Source organism: Bacillus alkalisoli (assembly GCF_002797415.1).
Classification (GTDB): Bacteria; Bacillota; Bacilli; order Bacillales; family Bacillaceae_I; genus Bacillus_CD; species Bacillus_CD alkalisoli.
In genome coordinates this window covers 2,107,068-2,121,366 of sequence record NZ_KZ454944.1, presented here as the reverse complement: position 1 = coordinate 2,121,366, position 14,299 = coordinate 2,107,068, and the positions used below count along the sequence as shown (strand labels likewise).

Below are 14,299 nucleotides of genomic sequence, written 5' to 3'. Positions count from 1 at the left end.
TTCAATATACAAACCGTAGTCATGAATTAACTTATGTATCTATATTAAACAGAGCATGTGTCGATTCCTTTATCTTTTTTCAACTTCTTTTGTCGAAAGGAAACTTAAACATAAAAAAACGACAACTAGCAAGCAAACTGCTAGTTGTCGTTACGTACGATTATTTTTGTTTATGTTTTTTATGTTCTTTTTTACCTGGTGCTGGCTCGTCTTTTACTTTATGTGGAGCAGTTTCAGCTGCTATTTCCTCTTTATGCTTCTTTTGTAAAAAGCGTGATTTTGGTTCAGCTGTATTTTTATGTTTGTGTGCCATTTAAGCTGGCCCCTTTCATGATTTGATTGCTACATATTTATTATTTGCTTGATTTAACTCTGCATTCTCACTCATTTATTTCCAATCGAGCCATAAAATGAAATGAGGTGATCACATATGAGCAATTCTAATGTGTCTAACAATATTATTTTGACAGGGGTTGAAAGGGACTTTATTGTTGGACATTGGTTCCATTCTTCACAAGAAAAACCGGCCACTAAAAAAGAAGAAACGTTTATTTTACATGCCAAGCAGGAAACAGCCAAACATAATGTAGATAATGTAACTAGAACAAATGCTTATTGGAATTTTTATAAAAAAAATCCAGAAGTTCACTGGGCTTTTTTAGCACATATGGTCTCTAGAAACGGTGGTTGGAACATGACTGACCTAAAAGGAAGTATTGTTCCGAACTTTTTACCATACAATGAAACCTCAGTTTATTTTTCCTTTTTAGAAAAAGCAAACTATCTTATTTTTCATGATGCATATCCTCAACTTTTACTGTATGAACAATCTAAAATGGAAAACAAAAGTCTTTTTTACTTGCTGCCGATGCTTGGGGTATCTTCTTTTATGGAACCAATATGGAAGTTGTTTTTTCAACAAAAAAATTCGGAAATGTTGACTTATGCATTAATAATAAATGAACAAAATTATATAGAAAAAAGAGTAATTCAAAATCCCTTTTATAGTGAGCACGTTTTAAATACGATCCCGTTTGCTCTTCAAGAAAGATTAGGGTTTACCAAAGTAATATTACCTTTTCAAACTGATAATGCTGTGCGGTTAGCAGGTGTAACCGTTTCACGTTTTCATCATATCACATCTAGAATAAATGTAGGAAAACAACTATATAACATCTTGTTCAAAAATAACATAGTTTTGGATGGTGTAATACTGTTCGCTGAAAACCATATTCATACTGGTTCTAGAACAGATTACTTCCCAAATCTATTTTCCACTTCAAAAACAATAGGGAAAGTATATAGCCCCACTATACCTTCTGCTTGGAAAGTTTACACTCATTCCATCCCGAAAATAGAAGACTGGTTTCAAAAAGATACGGAAACATTAGACTTGTTTAATAGACTTGAACAGAAAGTTGAATATGATATTACAGATTCTTACTTAAAAAACTTATTGAAGTTAACTGGTTTCGGCAAAATAAAAGAATACTTAGAGAAAATATAAAAGTAATTGAATTCGTTAGATAATGTATGTTTACCGTTGTTGAGAGCACGAGGTGCGAGACTCCTGCGGGAAAAGTGTGTCAAGGAGACCCCCGCAGGCCAATAGGCCGAGGAGTTGGTTTTTTCACGATAGTGAAAATAACCTTCCTTTTTAACACCCCCGGAAAGCGAGTACCTCGTGCTATCAACAACAGTTAGTTCCCTATAATAACATTTTAGTATTCTTATGATAAAAATAAAAACGACGAGTGCAATGATAGGCACTCGTCGCTTTTTATTTTATTCAATCTTTTATTCCATTTCTTCATCAATAATACATTTGTCAATTAAATAATCAAAGGTAATGTCGGCAAGTTCACTAATCTCAGTTTCTGAAGGAACAAAACCTCTTCTTACTAATTCATTGTAAAAGAACTCGGCAATTTCATCAGTATCAATTACTACTTCTATTTCTTTCACAACCCCACCCCTTTAATTTTCTAAAAGTAAGAAAAAGTTTTAACATCCATAGATAGAAAGATATCGTACCGTAATAGTAGAACATCCATTATTGAAAATCTATGTAATATTTTTAAAAATATGTTTTTATTTTGCTTTAAACTTAAATTTTATTTTGGAATATTTTCGTCTCTTCTTCATACAATGAATTAAACCATTGGACAAGCACTGGAAGGGGAAATGTAGAATGAAGCAGTTAGTAGAAAAATTAGAGCACTTTAGTGATGAAGTCTTTTTTACTAGAGTATTAGACAAAGTAAGTGAAGTGTTAGTGAAAATATTATTGTTTGTAGGTATTCCTTTTTTTGTACTAGTATTTATTAGGTTTCTACACTTACTTTCCTCTTAAATATTTTTGTTTTTTTCCATTTAAATATTTTTCTAAGTTTTCTATAACAAGGTCCATTACTTCTTTGTATTCGTTGTCACCAAAAAGGTCATGTAACGTTTTGTAATCGTTATACACATCTAGTAGTCCATCCACGATTTTTGCCTGCTCTTGTGGAAAATCATCTTTTTTAATAAATTTGTTAGATCCATTCATTTGGTTATGCAACTCCAAGCTCGTTTTTTCCTTGTTTAACACATGCATTAAGCCAAACTTTTGAATTAATATTTCTTTATTGTCATGTGGAATGACTAAGGTAACTTCTTCTTCTGCTACTTCTAGCCACTCACCATCTGAAATTCTGGTTAATTCATAGATGGTATCTTCCCACGCATCTTCTTTGTAGCGCCATATTTCCGTTCGAAATCCAATTATTTTAAAAAGCTCCTTACCATATCCTTTTACTTTGACTATATCACCAATAAAATATCGATATTCAATGTTTAACTTTTCGGTTACTAAGACTTTACCTTCATATTCAGATAAGTAGGCTAATGATTCTTCTTGGAATAGTCCTTCGCTATTATTTACTTCATATACAAATTGACCGTCTAACATTTTCATATCTGTTATTTTCCCAACAGTTCCATATAATGTTATGACAACGATGTCACCAACTTTAAATTTTGCATTATTGGATCTTCCTCTTTTAGCCATTTTTTTCACCCCAAACATTATGTTTACATTCTCTACTTGAGTTCTGAATGTGTAGGTTTATTTTTAGTATATGAAAAAAAGAGAAAATTGCTAATACTTTGACCGAATGAATGTGTTCACGAGGTAAGGTTATACTGCAGTGGAAAATAACTACTAAATGTTATTTCAAAATATATTTTAAAGAACAAAGTATGCAAAAAAGTAACTTACTGTAATCGGTAAGTTACTTTTCGTCTAGTTCGTATAAGTCCCATGCAATGTCAAAAGTGGACATGCTTTTTAAATAATGTCCGTTAAACTCTAGATAGTCACTAATCTCATTGTAGTTTGTTGAGTTTTTTGGAAAGCTATGATCATCGTATACGTTGTTAGCGAATTCACTAATTTCATCTTTTTTTAGTGCATGTCGATATTTCAAAATATAATGATAAAAAGATTTTTTCACGGAAACCATCCTATTTTTTCTCTTATTCTACTATAAGACACTTCATTCGTGAAAGGGTTATTTAAAAATCAAAATAATTTCTTTTTAGTAGCCTTGGAAGAGCTAATAATGTTTTGTAGGTTGTTATATTTTCTAGTTGCTTTGTATTAACTAAAAATAATTGGTCTTCTATTTCTTTAATTATTTTTTCGGATTGATATTCTATTCCACACTCTAAACATTGAATAGCTGGAGTATCATTTATCGTGATAGCTCTTGTTCCATCTGGTAATTCCCAATGAACGGTTGTAGTAGTTTCTTTTATTTCTTTACTTTGACACCATTCACAAGTCATTCCATCCCCTCCTTCAATTCAGGAGAGTCCTCACTATACTTTTTCAGTTGCGCTTGGAACTTTTTATCTTTTAACTCATCTCTTTTGGTCCGCTTATCTTTTAAAGAACTGTGTGCAGGGTCTGTTTCATAATTTTTTCTTCTATACAACCTGTTTAAACCTTCCGGGACTAAATTGAATTGTGTATCATTCATTAAACCTGCGATACCTACATTTGAACTCTTTTGACTCATGTCTGGATATATTTTCTCAAAATAGGCTTCCGCTCTTCCAGGAACATAAGATTCTGGTTCAGGGTAGGTTGTGATTACCCCTTCAAAGTTACGTAATACAACTTTGCTCGCACTTTGTGAAATGATGTAATTAGGTTGGACGGCTATCTTCCCCCCCCCACCTGGAGCATCGACCACGAAGGTTGGGACAGCATAGCCTGAAGTGTGTCCTCTAAGTCCTTCAATAATTTCTAAGCCTTTAGAAACGGGAGCGCGGAAATGTCCAATTCCTTCTGATAAATCACACTGATAAATGTAATATGGACGGACCCTTATTTTTACTAAATCATGCATTAGTTTTTTCATAATCGGAACACTGTCATTAATACCTGCCAAAATAACAGCCTGATTTCCGACTGGTACGCCAGCATTTGCTAACATCTCACATGCTTGTTTGGATTCTTCGGTAATTTCTATAGAAGTATTAAAATGAGTATTTAACCAGATCGGATGATATTTTTTTAATATGTTACAAAGATTTTCTGTTATTCTTTGTGGAAAAACAACCGGTGCTCTTGTTCCAATTCGAATGATCTCCACATGTGGAATGGCTCTTAGATTTTTTAAAATGTATTCAAGTATTTGGTCGTTTATTAATAAACCATCTCCACCTGATATTAAAACGTCTCTTACTTCAGGTGTTGCAGCAATGTAGGCAATAGCTGCATCTAGTTGTTTTTTCGGGACACCCATACCAATTTGGCCAGAAAATCTACGTCTAGTACAATATCGGCAGTACATAGAACATTGATTTGTCACTAAAAATAATACTCTATCAGGATAACGGTGAGTTAATCCTGGTACTGGTGAATCTTCATCTTCATATAATGGATCTTCTAAATCGTACTTCGTTTTGTATATTTCTTTTGATATTGGTACTGATTGCATTCGTATTGGACATCTTGCGTCATTTGGATCCATCAAAGAAGCGTAATATGGAGTGATGTTAAGAGGTATTGTTTTCGTAGAAATTTTAACTCCCTCTTCTTCTTCAGGTGTTAAGTTAACAACTTTTTTCAAATCATCTAACGTTCTAATTGTATTAGTAAGTTGCCATAACCAATCATTCCATTGTTCTTCTGTTATATCTTTCCATAATTCTATCTCTTTCCAATGTCTTGTCGGTTGGTAAACATTGTGGATCATGTAAATCTCCTCCCTTTACTTACAATACATGCAATAATCGTGCCAAACATTTTATCGGGCTAATTATTACTTATATATGTAATAGAAAGGGCATCGGTCATTACAATTTAAAAATTGCTATGCTAAGTTTTCGGCACTGTTAAAGAAAACTTAGAAATTTTATATTGCAGAGTTTGTCTAGGTATTTTCAATAACCTTGCTGCTTGAACGATGTTACCGTCTGTTTGTTGAAGGGCTAAATCAATTAATTCCATTTCTTTATTTTCAAGTGTTTCTCTTAAAGAAAAATCAGTAACTCTTTTCTTGTTGTTTTGTGCTGACAAAAACTTTGAAGGAAGGCTTTCAATCGCAATTGTTTTGTTTCCTAGATTAGTCGCTAACAGAAGTTCTATCGTATTTTTTAACTCCCGTACATTACCATGCCACTCATATTGACAAAATATATCCAACGTACTTTCGGGAATATGTGGTGTTTCTTCCCACTTGTTTTTTTCTAAAAAATAATGAATTAATAACGGGATGTCAGTAGGTCTCTTTCTTAATGCGGGAATATGAAGGCTGCATGTACTTAATCGGTAATATAAATCTTTTCGTATTTTTCCTTCTCGAACACAACGTTCCGGATTTTCATTCGAGGCAACGATGATTCTAATATCTACATAGATTGGTTTTGTACTTCCTACTCTTCTAAGGCAACCATCTTCCATTACTCGTAATAACTTTGCTTGAAGTTCGAAAGGCATCGAGTTTAGTTCGTCTAGAAAGAGAGTTCCACCGTCTGCTAATTCTAATAATCCAGGTTTTGTTTCTGCTCCCGTAAAGCTTCCTTTTTCTGTTCCAAATAAAATACTTTCTAACAATGTATTCGGAATAGCAGCACAGTTTTGCGCTATAAATTCATTTCTATTTCTTTGTGAAGCAACATGTATACCTTGTGCGATGATCTCTTTACCTGTACCTGTTTCTCCGTAAATCATGACCGGTAAATTTGTTTTCGAGATTTTTTCCGCTTGTTCTAGCAATCTTTTACATTCCGTATCTTTTGTCATGAAGTCCTGAAGGCTATAGAACTGCTTAAAACTTTTATTTCTACGTTGTCCTTTGGAAGAAAGCTTTGATTGTAAATCTACTAACTTATTGGACATCATTTTAAGCTGACTATAATTCTTTGCGATTTCAGCAGCACCTTCTAACACACCATCTATAAAGATAGGGATGGTTGTGTTTACTGTTTCTATAATCACACCTCGTTTATTTTCAAAGCGTTGATTTTGATGGTAAATGGCTTTTTGTGTACTTAAAACTTGTAGAAGTGTACTAGTCTGTTTCGTTAGAGATGGAAATACTTCTAATACATGTCTACCAATTACATCTTCCACTCTCATATCATCATGTTGGGCTGCATTCTCATTGTAAAAAATCGTTATTCCTTCTTTATCAACGGCATGGATGGCTTCATCAATACCATTTAGTATACTTTTTAACATTTCATTTGAAAGAGCTTCTATTTTTCTCATTAGTTCAACCTGCCTAACCTTTAGCAATTAGTGCCGAAAAATTGGCATTTGAAAGATTTTTTACCCACACATTCATGTCTTCTATCTTGTCAAAAATATAACAATTATTTTTAAGCCTACCTGTATATGAATAATCTAATTGGTGTAAAACGGCATTCATACCAAAAGATAAAGAGCGAGCGATGGAAAACGAACAAAATATTTGATTACGAATTAATTCTTCTTCGATATGTGTTATTATGACTTTCATTACACCGTATTTTCGATATGGTTGTAATGTTGCACAATCTGTAATTTCAGCATTTCGAAAATTTCGGTGAATGTCAGCTGAAGCAGCTGCAACGATTTTCCCTTCCACTTCGAGACAATAAAAAATGGTCCCGCAAATTAACTGTTCTTTTATATATTCAGGATCTATGATTGGGACAGGATATACTTCAAATACATCCTTATAAAGTGATGATAGGTTTTCTGCATCTTCTGCTACAACTTGTCTTACTTTAAAATTTGATGGTAATAGCCTAATTGTATTTGTTTGTTTATTTTTGGCATTCTTTAATATGGAATCTTCTTCTATCCATTTAGTAGAATTATATCTTTCTTGTATGTGGTATTTACAAACGAAGTACGCATCTGTGCCATCAAAATATGTAGGTATTTTTGCTTCTAATATGTATCCGTTTTGTATAAAAGAAAACAATTGATTCTCTTTTACTTTTGCAATTGTTTTTTCTACGTATTCTTCTTTTTGTAATGCTTCTAACGCTTCTAAACAGTATGTAGTGTTACCGGTGAAGGTTTCCATAATTAGTCTTTTGTTAAAGTAGTCTTTTACTCCACTAAGGACTCCGTAGTTGTTTTTGATATCTATTTTTTTCTTTTTATGTGTCATGAATCCAACCCCCTATGTAGTACCTTCTACATGTGTTTGTAAAATACCTTTATATAAAACAATGTCCGTTCCTTTCCGCTACAGGCACTTGCTTTCCGCGGGGAGCGCAGCGGAAGGTTAATTTTCACTACCGTGAAAAAACCTACTCCTCGGCGTCCCGCCTGTGGGGTCTCACGCTTCGCTCTTCTTCCCGCAGGAGTCAAATGCCTTCCGCTCCAATGCACTCTAGTTTATAAAAAAGTACGATAAATGAGCTTAGCGAAAAAAACATTTAAGAAAACTACTTCACTTTAAAAGAAATGAACATTATTAAAAAACAATTGAAATTGTTAGGTGTTGTCTATTTCACACCAGTCTAGTAGGGTGAAGGTGATGATTTTGGTGGTTTCCATTATGTTTTGGATGGAGATGTATTCGTTTGGAAAGTGGGCGACTTCTGTAGCGCCAGGTCCGAATACTACGATTGGAATATTTAACAATTGGGTAAACAATCCACCATCTGTACCCCATGGTGAAGCTTCGATGGTTGGTTGTGTTTGTTTCACTATTTCAAAGTTATGGATTAACGTTTGAACAAAAGGATGATCTATTTCTACAGAACCTGGTACCCACCGTGCTCCGAACCATTCCACTTTTATAGGTGCTTTTTCAAACCAGGAATCTTTTTTATACAATTGCGAAATTACTTGTTCTAATTCCTCTTTAACTTTCTCAATATCTTCTTCAGGTCCGACACCGATCCTACCTTCTAGTTCAACGGAATCTGGTACAGAAGATGGCCAACTACCTCCGTTTATTTTTCCTATATTAATAGGAAGTGGTATTGGAGTATTTTTATATAGTGGATCGGTTACGCGTGCGTTCCTTAATTTTTCTAAGTCTAAAAGTCCTTGAACAACAAGCATCGCCTTTTCTATTGCACTAACGCCTTCATATCTAGTTCCACCGTGAGCAGACTTCCCTTTAACAACTAGGCGGAACCAGAGAGATCCTTGTTGTTTAGGGAAAATCTTCATGTTGGTAGGTTCAGGAATTAGTGCTGCATCTGCCTTATATCCCCTTAAAATCGCAGCAAGTGTCCCAGCACCACCACTTTCTTCTTCTATTACACTTTGAAAAATGATATCTCCTTTTATCGGAATATTAAGAGATTGAATGGCTTTAAGAGCCATTAAAAGTGCTACATTTCCACCTTTCATATCTGTTGAGCCACGTCCATACAATTTCCCATCAACTACACTACCGGAGAATGGCTCATCATTCCACTGACTAACGTCACCTTCTGGTACTACATCAATATGACCATTTAATATAATCGATTTCCCGCCGCCAGTGCCTTTTCGAACAGCAACTACATTTGGTGAATTGGAAAAGTTTTTACGTGTTGTTACAAAATAAGGGTGTTTTTTTAATTGTTCACCACCTGGCTCCCATATGTCTAACTGTAAGCCGAGCTCTCTACACGTTTCTACAATGATAGCTTGAGCAGCGCTTTCTACCCCTTGTGTACTAGGTTCTTGTACTAACCGCTGTAATAACTTGATCATTCTTGGTTCGTTATCTAGGAGCCAATTTTCTACTTCTTTTTTTACATCTTTCAATTTTTTTCATCCTTTCTATAAGGATTCACCAGTTCTAGCATAGATTTTTATGAATAATAAATGTAGCTAACGTATTTTCTTTTATTTGATTGATTGTATATCCGTCCATAATTTCCGTTAAGGTTAATTTACCTTCTATAAATTCAAAAACAGCCATTTCTGTAATAATCATGTTTACACAAGAGGGAGTTGTTATTGGTATCGTACATTCTTTTACAATCTTGGATTCTCCATTTTTATTCGTATGGTTCATAACGACAATGACTTTTTGTGCTTTTTGAGATAACTCCATTGCTCCACCCATCCCCGGAACTCTTTTTCCAGGAACAATCCAATTTGCTAAGTCTCCATTCTCACTAACTTGTAAACTACCAAGTATGGTAAGATCTAGCTTTCCGCGTCTAATCATTCCAAAAGCTATACTACTGTCAAAATATGAAGCTCCTTTTATAAGGGTTACGGGGAAACCTGCAGCATTACATAGGTTTTCATCTTCTTCTCCTTCGTATGGAGTAGGTCCCATTCCTAAGATGCCGTTTTCCGCGTGAAACATAACTTTCGATTCTTCTGCTAAAAAATTCGGAACAAGGGATGGTATCCCTATACCTAAATTTACAACCATGCCTGAGGTTATTTCCTTTGCTGCTCTATTCGCTATTTCCTCACGTACGTTTTTTCCCAAACCCATGTCCAGTTCACTCCCTTACTTGGAATGATGTAGTCGACAAATACTCCAGGTGTTACGATCTCTTCTGGATTTAATTCGCCTAATTCTACTATTTCTTCTGCTTCTACGATCGTGATGTCACCGGCCATTGCCACTAATGAGTTCGTGTTTCTTGCACTTTTATCGAAAACCAAGTTTCCGTAACTGTCTGCTTTTTTTGCATATACGATTCCTATATTTGCTGTAAGAGCATTTTCTATTAAATATTCTTTTTCGTTAATGAAAGTTGTAGGTTTATTGTTTCGTACGATTTCACTTTGTAAGCCAACATCAACTAATATACCGCCTAATCCAACTCCACCTGCACGTATTCTTTCAGCTAATGTTCCTTGAGGACTAAATTCTATTTCAAGCTTGCCATCTGTCATTAATTGCCCTGCAATTGGATTGGAGCCAATGTGAGATGTAATTAATTTTTTAGCTCTACCTAAACTAACTAATTTTCCTATTCCGATGGTAGGAAAACCCGCATCGTTACCGATTAGTGTTAAATTATTTATTCCTGTTTCTATTAAAGCATCAATCAATAGTGGAGGGTTTCCAACACCACCAAACCCGCCGAACATAATAGACATGTTGTCGTGAAGTAGATGTGTAATTTCGTTACTATTTACAATTTTTCCGAATGAATTGTTACTCATATTCCTCTTCACCTACTTGAAGTTGTTTACTTACTTGCTCTAACGTTTTTTCTAAAAGAGTTATTAATTCGTCAACTTCATCTATTGTAATCGTTAGTGGTGGTGCAACGATTATTGCATCTCCTCCAATAGGCTCTTCTCCTGCTGCTGCGGGATAAATTAATAATCCGTTCTGTTGTGCAATTTCGACCATCTTCAAGGTAACGGCCTTTTCATTGGCAAAAGGAAATTTACTTACGTTGTTAGCTACTAATTCGATACCTAATAATAGTCCTTTTCCTCTTACGTCACCTATGATAGGATAAGTATCTTTTAGTTTATTTAGTTGTTGTCGTAAATAAGTTCCTTTTTCATTACTGTTCTCTACTAATTGGTTACATTCAATATAGTTTAATACTGCTAACGCAACTGCTGTTGATTGCGGATTAGCACTGTACGTATGACCACTCATAATGACTTTTGATCCTAGTAAGATAGGTTCCATTATTTCTTCGCTTACTAAAGTGGCAGCGATAGGTGTATAGCCAGCACTCATGCCTTTTCCTATACAAATAATATCTGGAGTAACCTCCCAATGTTCAATAGCAAACATCTTGCCGGTTCTTCCTATCCCTGTCATCACTTCGTCAGCAATGAATAAAATATTCTTTTCGTCACAGATGTCTTTTATCCGTTTATAATATCCATCAGGTGGTGTTACTGCTCCAGCTGCAGCACCAACAATTGGTTCCGCAATAAAAGCTGCGATATTTTCTGAACCAACCTCATCAATTGCTCGTTCTAAATCGTTTGCACACTTTAGTTGGCATTCTGGGTATGTCATACTGAACGGGCACCTATAACAATAAGGAGCATGAACGATTGGAGCATTTTCTAATAATGGTTCGAATCTTCTTCTTCTTACTGGATATCCAGAAAGAGAAAGTGCCCCAATTGTAATACCATGGTAACTATTCTTGCGCGAAATGATTTTGGTTTTCGTTGGTTTTCCTTTCTCTTGCCAGTACTGAATAGCTATTTTCATGGCAGTTTCAATGGCTTCTGTTCCGCTATTGACAAAAAACGACCAATTAATGGACCCAGGTGCTATTTCCATTAGTTTAGTCGCCAACTTTTCTGCTGATTCACTAGTAAATTGAGATCGATATACAAAAGAAACTTTACTTGCTTGCTCATGCATTGCATCCATGACAGCCTGTACATGATGACCAATACTTACTGTAACTGCTCCGGAGCAACCATCTAGATACTTTTTGCCATGAATATCAAATAAATAGACACCACGACCATAATCAATCATTGGGTACTGCTTATCGAGTAAAGGTTTAATTAAATATGATTGATCCAAACAGCGCCCCCCATTTCATCACGTATTTAGGATAGCAATCTAGAAAAATACCATTCTTACTTATATATATGAGACAAAGAGGAAAATCTTTCATTTAATTTATTTTAGGTGGTTGATAAAAAAATAGCCCTCTAGGATTAGAGAGCTATTTTTTCGAGAATTTTCTTTTTAGTTGAAGTTTTTTACTTAGTTTTGAACGATCTGTTTTGGATTGTTCTCTTTCTGTTCGGTATACTTCATGTAGTAACTTCATTTCGTAGTCGTTATGTTGCATGTTCAAAGCCTCCTGTCATTACTATTATGTAACAGAAAGCCTCTTTTTATGATTTATACTGTTTCTAACGTACGTATAGTTGTTGTTGTACCCATTTTCCTTAACATGTCTCTTGCAACCCAAACACCGCTTGCACTTGCTTGTGCTAATCCACGTGTAATACCTGCTCCGTCACCACCAACATAAAGGCCGGAAATTTCCGTTTCAAATTTATCCGTAAGCTTCGGACGTGCTGAGTAAAACTTTGCCTCTACCCCATAGAATAATGTATGTTCAGATGCTAAACCAGGTGTTACGTGGTCTAGTGCTTCCATCATCTCGATCAAGCTTTTCATTGTATTATACGGTAAAACTAACCCTAAATCTCCAGGAACTGCTTCTTTCATAGATGGCTCTAAAAATCCTTCTTTAATTCTGTTCTCAGTTGAGCGACGCCCTTTTAAAATATCACCGTATTTTTGAACAATGATTCCACCATTCGAAAGACTGTTTGCTAAAGTAGAAACTTCATGTGCGTACTCATTTGGTTTATCAAAAGGATCAGCAAATTTATGTGAAACTAGTAGGGCAAAGTTCGTATTTTCACTACCTAATTTAGGGTCTTTGTATGCATGCCCATTTGCTAACATAATTCCTGAGTGGTTTTCCACGACAACATGACCTGATGGATTGCTACAGAAAGTACGTACTCTTGTACCTACTGAAGTGTTATAAATAAACTTTCCTTCATATAAGTGTTTATTAATTTCTTGCATTACGATATTAGACGTTTCTACGCGAACTCCGATATCAACTTGGTTATTGATCATTTTTAAGCGGCGAGCTTTTAATACTTTTGTTAACCACTTCGAACCGTCTCGTCCTGGTGCAACCATTACGTATGGTGCTGTATAGGTTGTGCCATCTTTTAGCTCAATACCTTTAATACTGTGCTTACCGTCCATTTTCTCTGTAATAATATCTTCTACTTCTACTTTATATTGCATTTCAATTTTAGTTGTTAAATACTCATAAATATCTTTTAAGATTGCTAAGTTTTGCTCTGTACCAAGATGGCGTACTTGCGCTCTTAACAGCTTTAAACCAACTGCATAGCCTCTTCTTTCAATATCTTTTACTTCTTCTGTTAATGGATCCGTTATGGAATCTGTCGCTCCGTGTTTTAAATTAATGGAGTCAACGTATTTAATTAAATCAACAACCGTTGATTCTGGAAGGTAATCTGTCATCCAACCGCCAAACTCACTTGTAATGTTAAACTTACCATCGGAGTATGCTCCTGCTCCTCCAAATCCGTTTGTAATGGAACATGCCGGTAAGCACCCTGCGAATTCTTTTCTACCAGCAGCAGGTGGACATTTCTCAATCTTTTTTTGAAGAATAGGACAATTACGTTTATATATGTTGTGACCTTTATCTATTAATAAAATTTTAGCATTCGGTAATTTTAATGTTAATTCGTAACAAGCAAATATTCCAGCTGGGCCAGCCCCAACAACGATAACATCATAATTTTGGTTCATTGTGTAATCCCCCATTATTCGTGTATGAATTTCAAACCTATGTAAATATAACAAAACCCATCCAACCAGTCAACCGTTTTTACGAATTTAAATTAAGTTTATGTGTTTATCGTTCGTGTTTTGGTTGTTTTTTAATAATTCCGACTGTTTAAAACGAAAGCGAGTACCTCGTGCTTTCTTCAACAATTAGTTCCCATGCTAAGAGAATAAAAAATAGTGAAGGTTCATAAACCTTCACTACTTCTTATAGCCTATTCATTATTTGCAGTAGCAAGCTCCAACGATAATTAAAAGAATAAATAATACGACGATTAATACGAACGTATTACCTGTGTGCGCTCCAGCTACACCTGTTGGATAACCACATTGACCGTAAGTGTAATAACAGTAATCGTGCATGTTTGATCACTCCTGTATTTAGTTTACACTTTACTTTATGTGATAGGTGGTTGTCTCGTATGTGCATTCGCCTATAGTGGAAAATTAATCATTTGCAAAATTTACCGTTCGTTTAATAATAGTAGTCTTAC

General features: G+C 34.9%; 17 protein-coding genes. 2 read left to right on the top strand and 15 right to left on the bottom strand.

Annotated elements, in window-relative coordinates:
* Nucleotides 1-160 precede the first annotated feature (160 nt).
* Nucleotides 161-313 (bottom strand): hypothetical protein, encoded by a 153-nt coding sequence (locus tag CDZ89_RS19675; protein ID WP_157842718.1) that lies wholly within the window; start codon nucleotides 311-313, stop codon nucleotides 161-163.
* Between the two features lie 117 nt (nucleotides 314-430).
* On the opposite strand from CDZ89_RS19675, the gene CDZ89_RS10530 reads away from it, so the two are divergent.
* Nucleotides 431-1,507 (top strand): DUF2515 family protein, encoded by a 1,077-nt coding sequence (locus tag CDZ89_RS10530; protein WP_096154407.1) that lies wholly within the window; start codon nucleotides 431-433, stop codon nucleotides 1,505-1,507.
* Nucleotides 1,508-1,797: 290 nt separating this feature from the next.
* On the opposite strand, the gene CDZ89_RS10525 is transcribed toward CDZ89_RS10530, so the two are convergent.
* Nucleotides 1,798-1,965 carry a YozD family protein gene (locus CDZ89_RS10525; RefSeq protein WP_096154406.1) on the bottom strand — a complete coding sequence of 56 codons (168 nt, stop codon included), beginning with the start codon at nucleotides 1,963-1,965 and terminating at the stop codon, nucleotides 1,798-1,800.
* Between the two features lie 226 nt (nucleotides 1,966-2,191).
* Between CDZ89_RS10525 and CDZ89_RS19670 the strand changes: the two genes are divergently transcribed.
* Complete coding sequence (locus tag CDZ89_RS19670; RefSeq protein ID WP_157842717.1) at nucleotides 2,192-2,353, top strand: hypothetical protein; 162 nt, start codon at nucleotides 2,192-2,194, stop codon at nucleotides 2,351-2,353.
* Here the strand turns inward: CDZ89_RS19670 and CDZ89_RS10520 are convergent.
* From CDZ89_RS10520 to CDZ89_RS10465, 13 genes are all read right to left on the bottom strand, one after another.
* Entirely contained in the window at nucleotides 2,339-3,049 is a 711-nt protein-coding gene (locus CDZ89_RS10520; RefSeq protein WP_096154405.1) for a hypothetical protein, read from the bottom strand. The two genes, CDZ89_RS19670 and CDZ89_RS10520, sit on opposite strands and share 15 nt — an antisense overlap.
* A gap of 223 nt (nucleotides 3,050-3,272) precedes the next feature.
* The gene (locus CDZ89_RS10515; RefSeq protein ID WP_406564886.1) at nucleotides 3,273-3,494 is read right to left on the bottom strand and encodes a YozE family protein; all 222 of its coding nucleotides are present in this window, start codon (nucleotides 3,492-3,494) and stop codon (nucleotides 3,273-3,275) included.
* A 61-nt stretch (nucleotides 3,495-3,555) separates the two neighbouring features.
* Nucleotides 3,556-3,828, bottom strand: a complete 273-nt coding sequence (locus CDZ89_RS10510; protein WP_096154403.1) for a YokU family protein — start codon at nucleotides 3,826-3,828, stop codon at nucleotides 3,556-3,558.
* On the bottom strand, nucleotides 3,825-5,246 hold the full coding sequence (gene kamA / locus CDZ89_RS10505; RefSeq protein WP_100333676.1) for a lysine 2,3-aminomutase: 1,422 nt from the start codon (nucleotides 5,244-5,246) through the stop codon (nucleotides 3,825-3,827). Before kamA ends, CDZ89_RS10510 begins: the two co-directional genes overlap by 4 nt.
* Nucleotides 5,247-5,368: 122 nt before the next feature.
* The gene (locus tag CDZ89_RS10500; RefSeq protein ID WP_096154401.1) at nucleotides 5,369-6,763 is read right to left on the bottom strand and encodes a sigma-54 interaction domain-containing protein; all 1,395 of its coding nucleotides are present in this window, start codon (nucleotides 6,761-6,763) and stop codon (nucleotides 5,369-5,371) included.
* A gap of 13 nt (nucleotides 6,764-6,776) precedes the next feature.
* Complete coding sequence (gene ablB / locus CDZ89_RS10495; protein ID WP_096154400.1) at nucleotides 6,777-7,655, bottom strand: putative beta-lysine N-acetyltransferase; 879 nt, start codon at nucleotides 7,653-7,655, stop codon at nucleotides 6,777-6,779.
* Nucleotides 7,656-7,984: 329 nt separating this feature from the next.
* Nucleotides 7,985-9,256 carry a peptidase gene (locus tag CDZ89_RS10490; protein WP_100333675.1) on the bottom strand — a complete coding sequence of 424 codons (1,272 nt, stop codon included), beginning with the start codon at nucleotides 9,254-9,256 and terminating at the stop codon, nucleotides 7,985-7,987.
* Between the two features lie 34 nt (nucleotides 9,257-9,290).
* Nucleotides 9,291-9,944 carry a 3-oxoacid CoA-transferase subunit B gene (locus CDZ89_RS10485; protein ID WP_096154398.1) on the bottom strand — a complete coding sequence of 218 codons (654 nt, stop codon included), beginning with the start codon at nucleotides 9,942-9,944 and terminating at the stop codon, nucleotides 9,291-9,293.
* Complete coding sequence (locus CDZ89_RS10480) at nucleotides 9,911-10,624, bottom strand: CoA transferase subunit A (protein WP_096154397.1); 714 nt, start codon at nucleotides 10,622-10,624, stop codon at nucleotides 9,911-9,913. The genes CDZ89_RS10485 and CDZ89_RS10480 overlap by 34 nt, the downstream gene beginning before the upstream one ends.
* A complete protein-coding gene (locus CDZ89_RS10475) occupies nucleotides 10,617-11,972 on the bottom strand; it encodes an aspartate aminotransferase family protein (protein ID WP_096154396.1) in 1,356 nt (451 codons plus the stop codon). The genes CDZ89_RS10480 and CDZ89_RS10475 overlap by 8 nt, the downstream gene beginning before the upstream one ends.
* A 145-nt stretch (nucleotides 11,973-12,117) precedes the next feature.
* Nucleotides 12,118-12,246 (bottom strand): hypothetical protein, encoded by a 129-nt coding sequence (locus tag CDZ89_RS20295; protein ID WP_255249790.1) that lies wholly within the window; start codon nucleotides 12,244-12,246, stop codon nucleotides 12,118-12,120.
* Nucleotides 12,247-12,299: 53 nt separating this feature from the next.
* Nucleotides 12,300-13,769, bottom strand: coding sequence for an NAD(P)/FAD-dependent oxidoreductase (locus tag CDZ89_RS10470; RefSeq protein ID WP_100333674.1), 1,470 nt, complete (start codon nucleotides 13,767-13,769; stop codon nucleotides 12,300-12,302).
* A gap of 258 nt (nucleotides 13,770-14,027) precedes the next feature.
* Nucleotides 14,028-14,168, bottom strand: a complete 141-nt coding sequence (locus CDZ89_RS10465; RefSeq protein ID WP_096154394.1) for a YjcZ family sporulation protein — start codon at nucleotides 14,166-14,168, stop codon at nucleotides 14,028-14,030.
* Between the last annotated feature and the right edge of the window lie 131 nt (nucleotides 14,169-14,299).

What these genes read in the sequence shown, in the direction of transcription:
- kamA (WP_100333676.1), bottom strand. Translation starts at nt 5,246, where the DNA reads ATGATCCACAATGTTTACCAACCGACAAGACATTGGAAAGAGATAGAA.
- CDZ89_RS10485 (WP_096154398.1), bottom strand. Translation starts at nt 9,944, where the DNA reads ATGGGTTTGGGAAAAAACGTACGTGAGGAAATAGCGAATAGAGCAGCA.
- CDZ89_RS10510 (WP_096154403.1), bottom strand. Translation starts at nt 3,828, where the DNA reads ATGACTTGTGAATGGTGTCAAAGTAAAGAAATAAAAGAAACTACTACA.
- CDZ89_RS10530 (WP_096154407.1), top strand. Translation starts at nt 431, where the DNA reads ATGAGCAATTCTAATGTGTCTAACAATATTATTTTGACAGGGGTTGAA.
- CDZ89_RS10480 (WP_096154397.1), bottom strand. Translation starts at nt 10,624, where the DNA reads ATGAGTAACAATTCATTCGGAAAAATTGTAAATAGTAACGAAATTACA.
- CDZ89_RS10520 (WP_096154405.1), bottom strand. Translation starts at nt 3,049, where the DNA reads ATGGCTAAAAGAGGAAGATCCAATAATGCAAAATTTAAAGTTGGTGAC.
- CDZ89_RS19675 (WP_157842718.1), bottom strand. Translation starts at nt 313, where the DNA reads ATGGCACACAAACATAAAAATACAGCTGAACCAAAATCACGCTTTTTA.
- ablB (WP_096154400.1), bottom strand. Translation starts at nt 7,655, where the DNA reads ATGACACATAAAAAGAAAAAAATAGATATCAAAAACAACTACGGAGTC.
- CDZ89_RS10500 (WP_096154401.1), bottom strand. Translation starts at nt 6,763, where the DNA reads ATGAGAAAAATAGAAGCTCTTTCAAATGAAATGTTAAAAAGTATACTA.
- CDZ89_RS10470 (WP_100333674.1), bottom strand. Translation starts at nt 13,769, where the DNA reads ATGAACCAAAATTATGATGTTATCGTTGTTGGGGCTGGCCCAGCTGGA.
- CDZ89_RS19670 (WP_157842717.1), top strand. Translation starts at nt 2,192, where the DNA reads ATGAAGCAGTTAGTAGAAAAATTAGAGCACTTTAGTGATGAAGTCTTT.
- CDZ89_RS10465 (WP_096154394.1), bottom strand. Translation starts at nt 14,168, where the DNA reads ATGCACGATTACTGTTATTACACTTACGGTCAATGTGGTTATCCAACA.
- CDZ89_RS20295 (WP_255249790.1), bottom strand. Translation starts at nt 12,246, where the DNA reads ATGCAACATAACGACTACGAAATGAAGTTACTACATGAAGTATACCGA.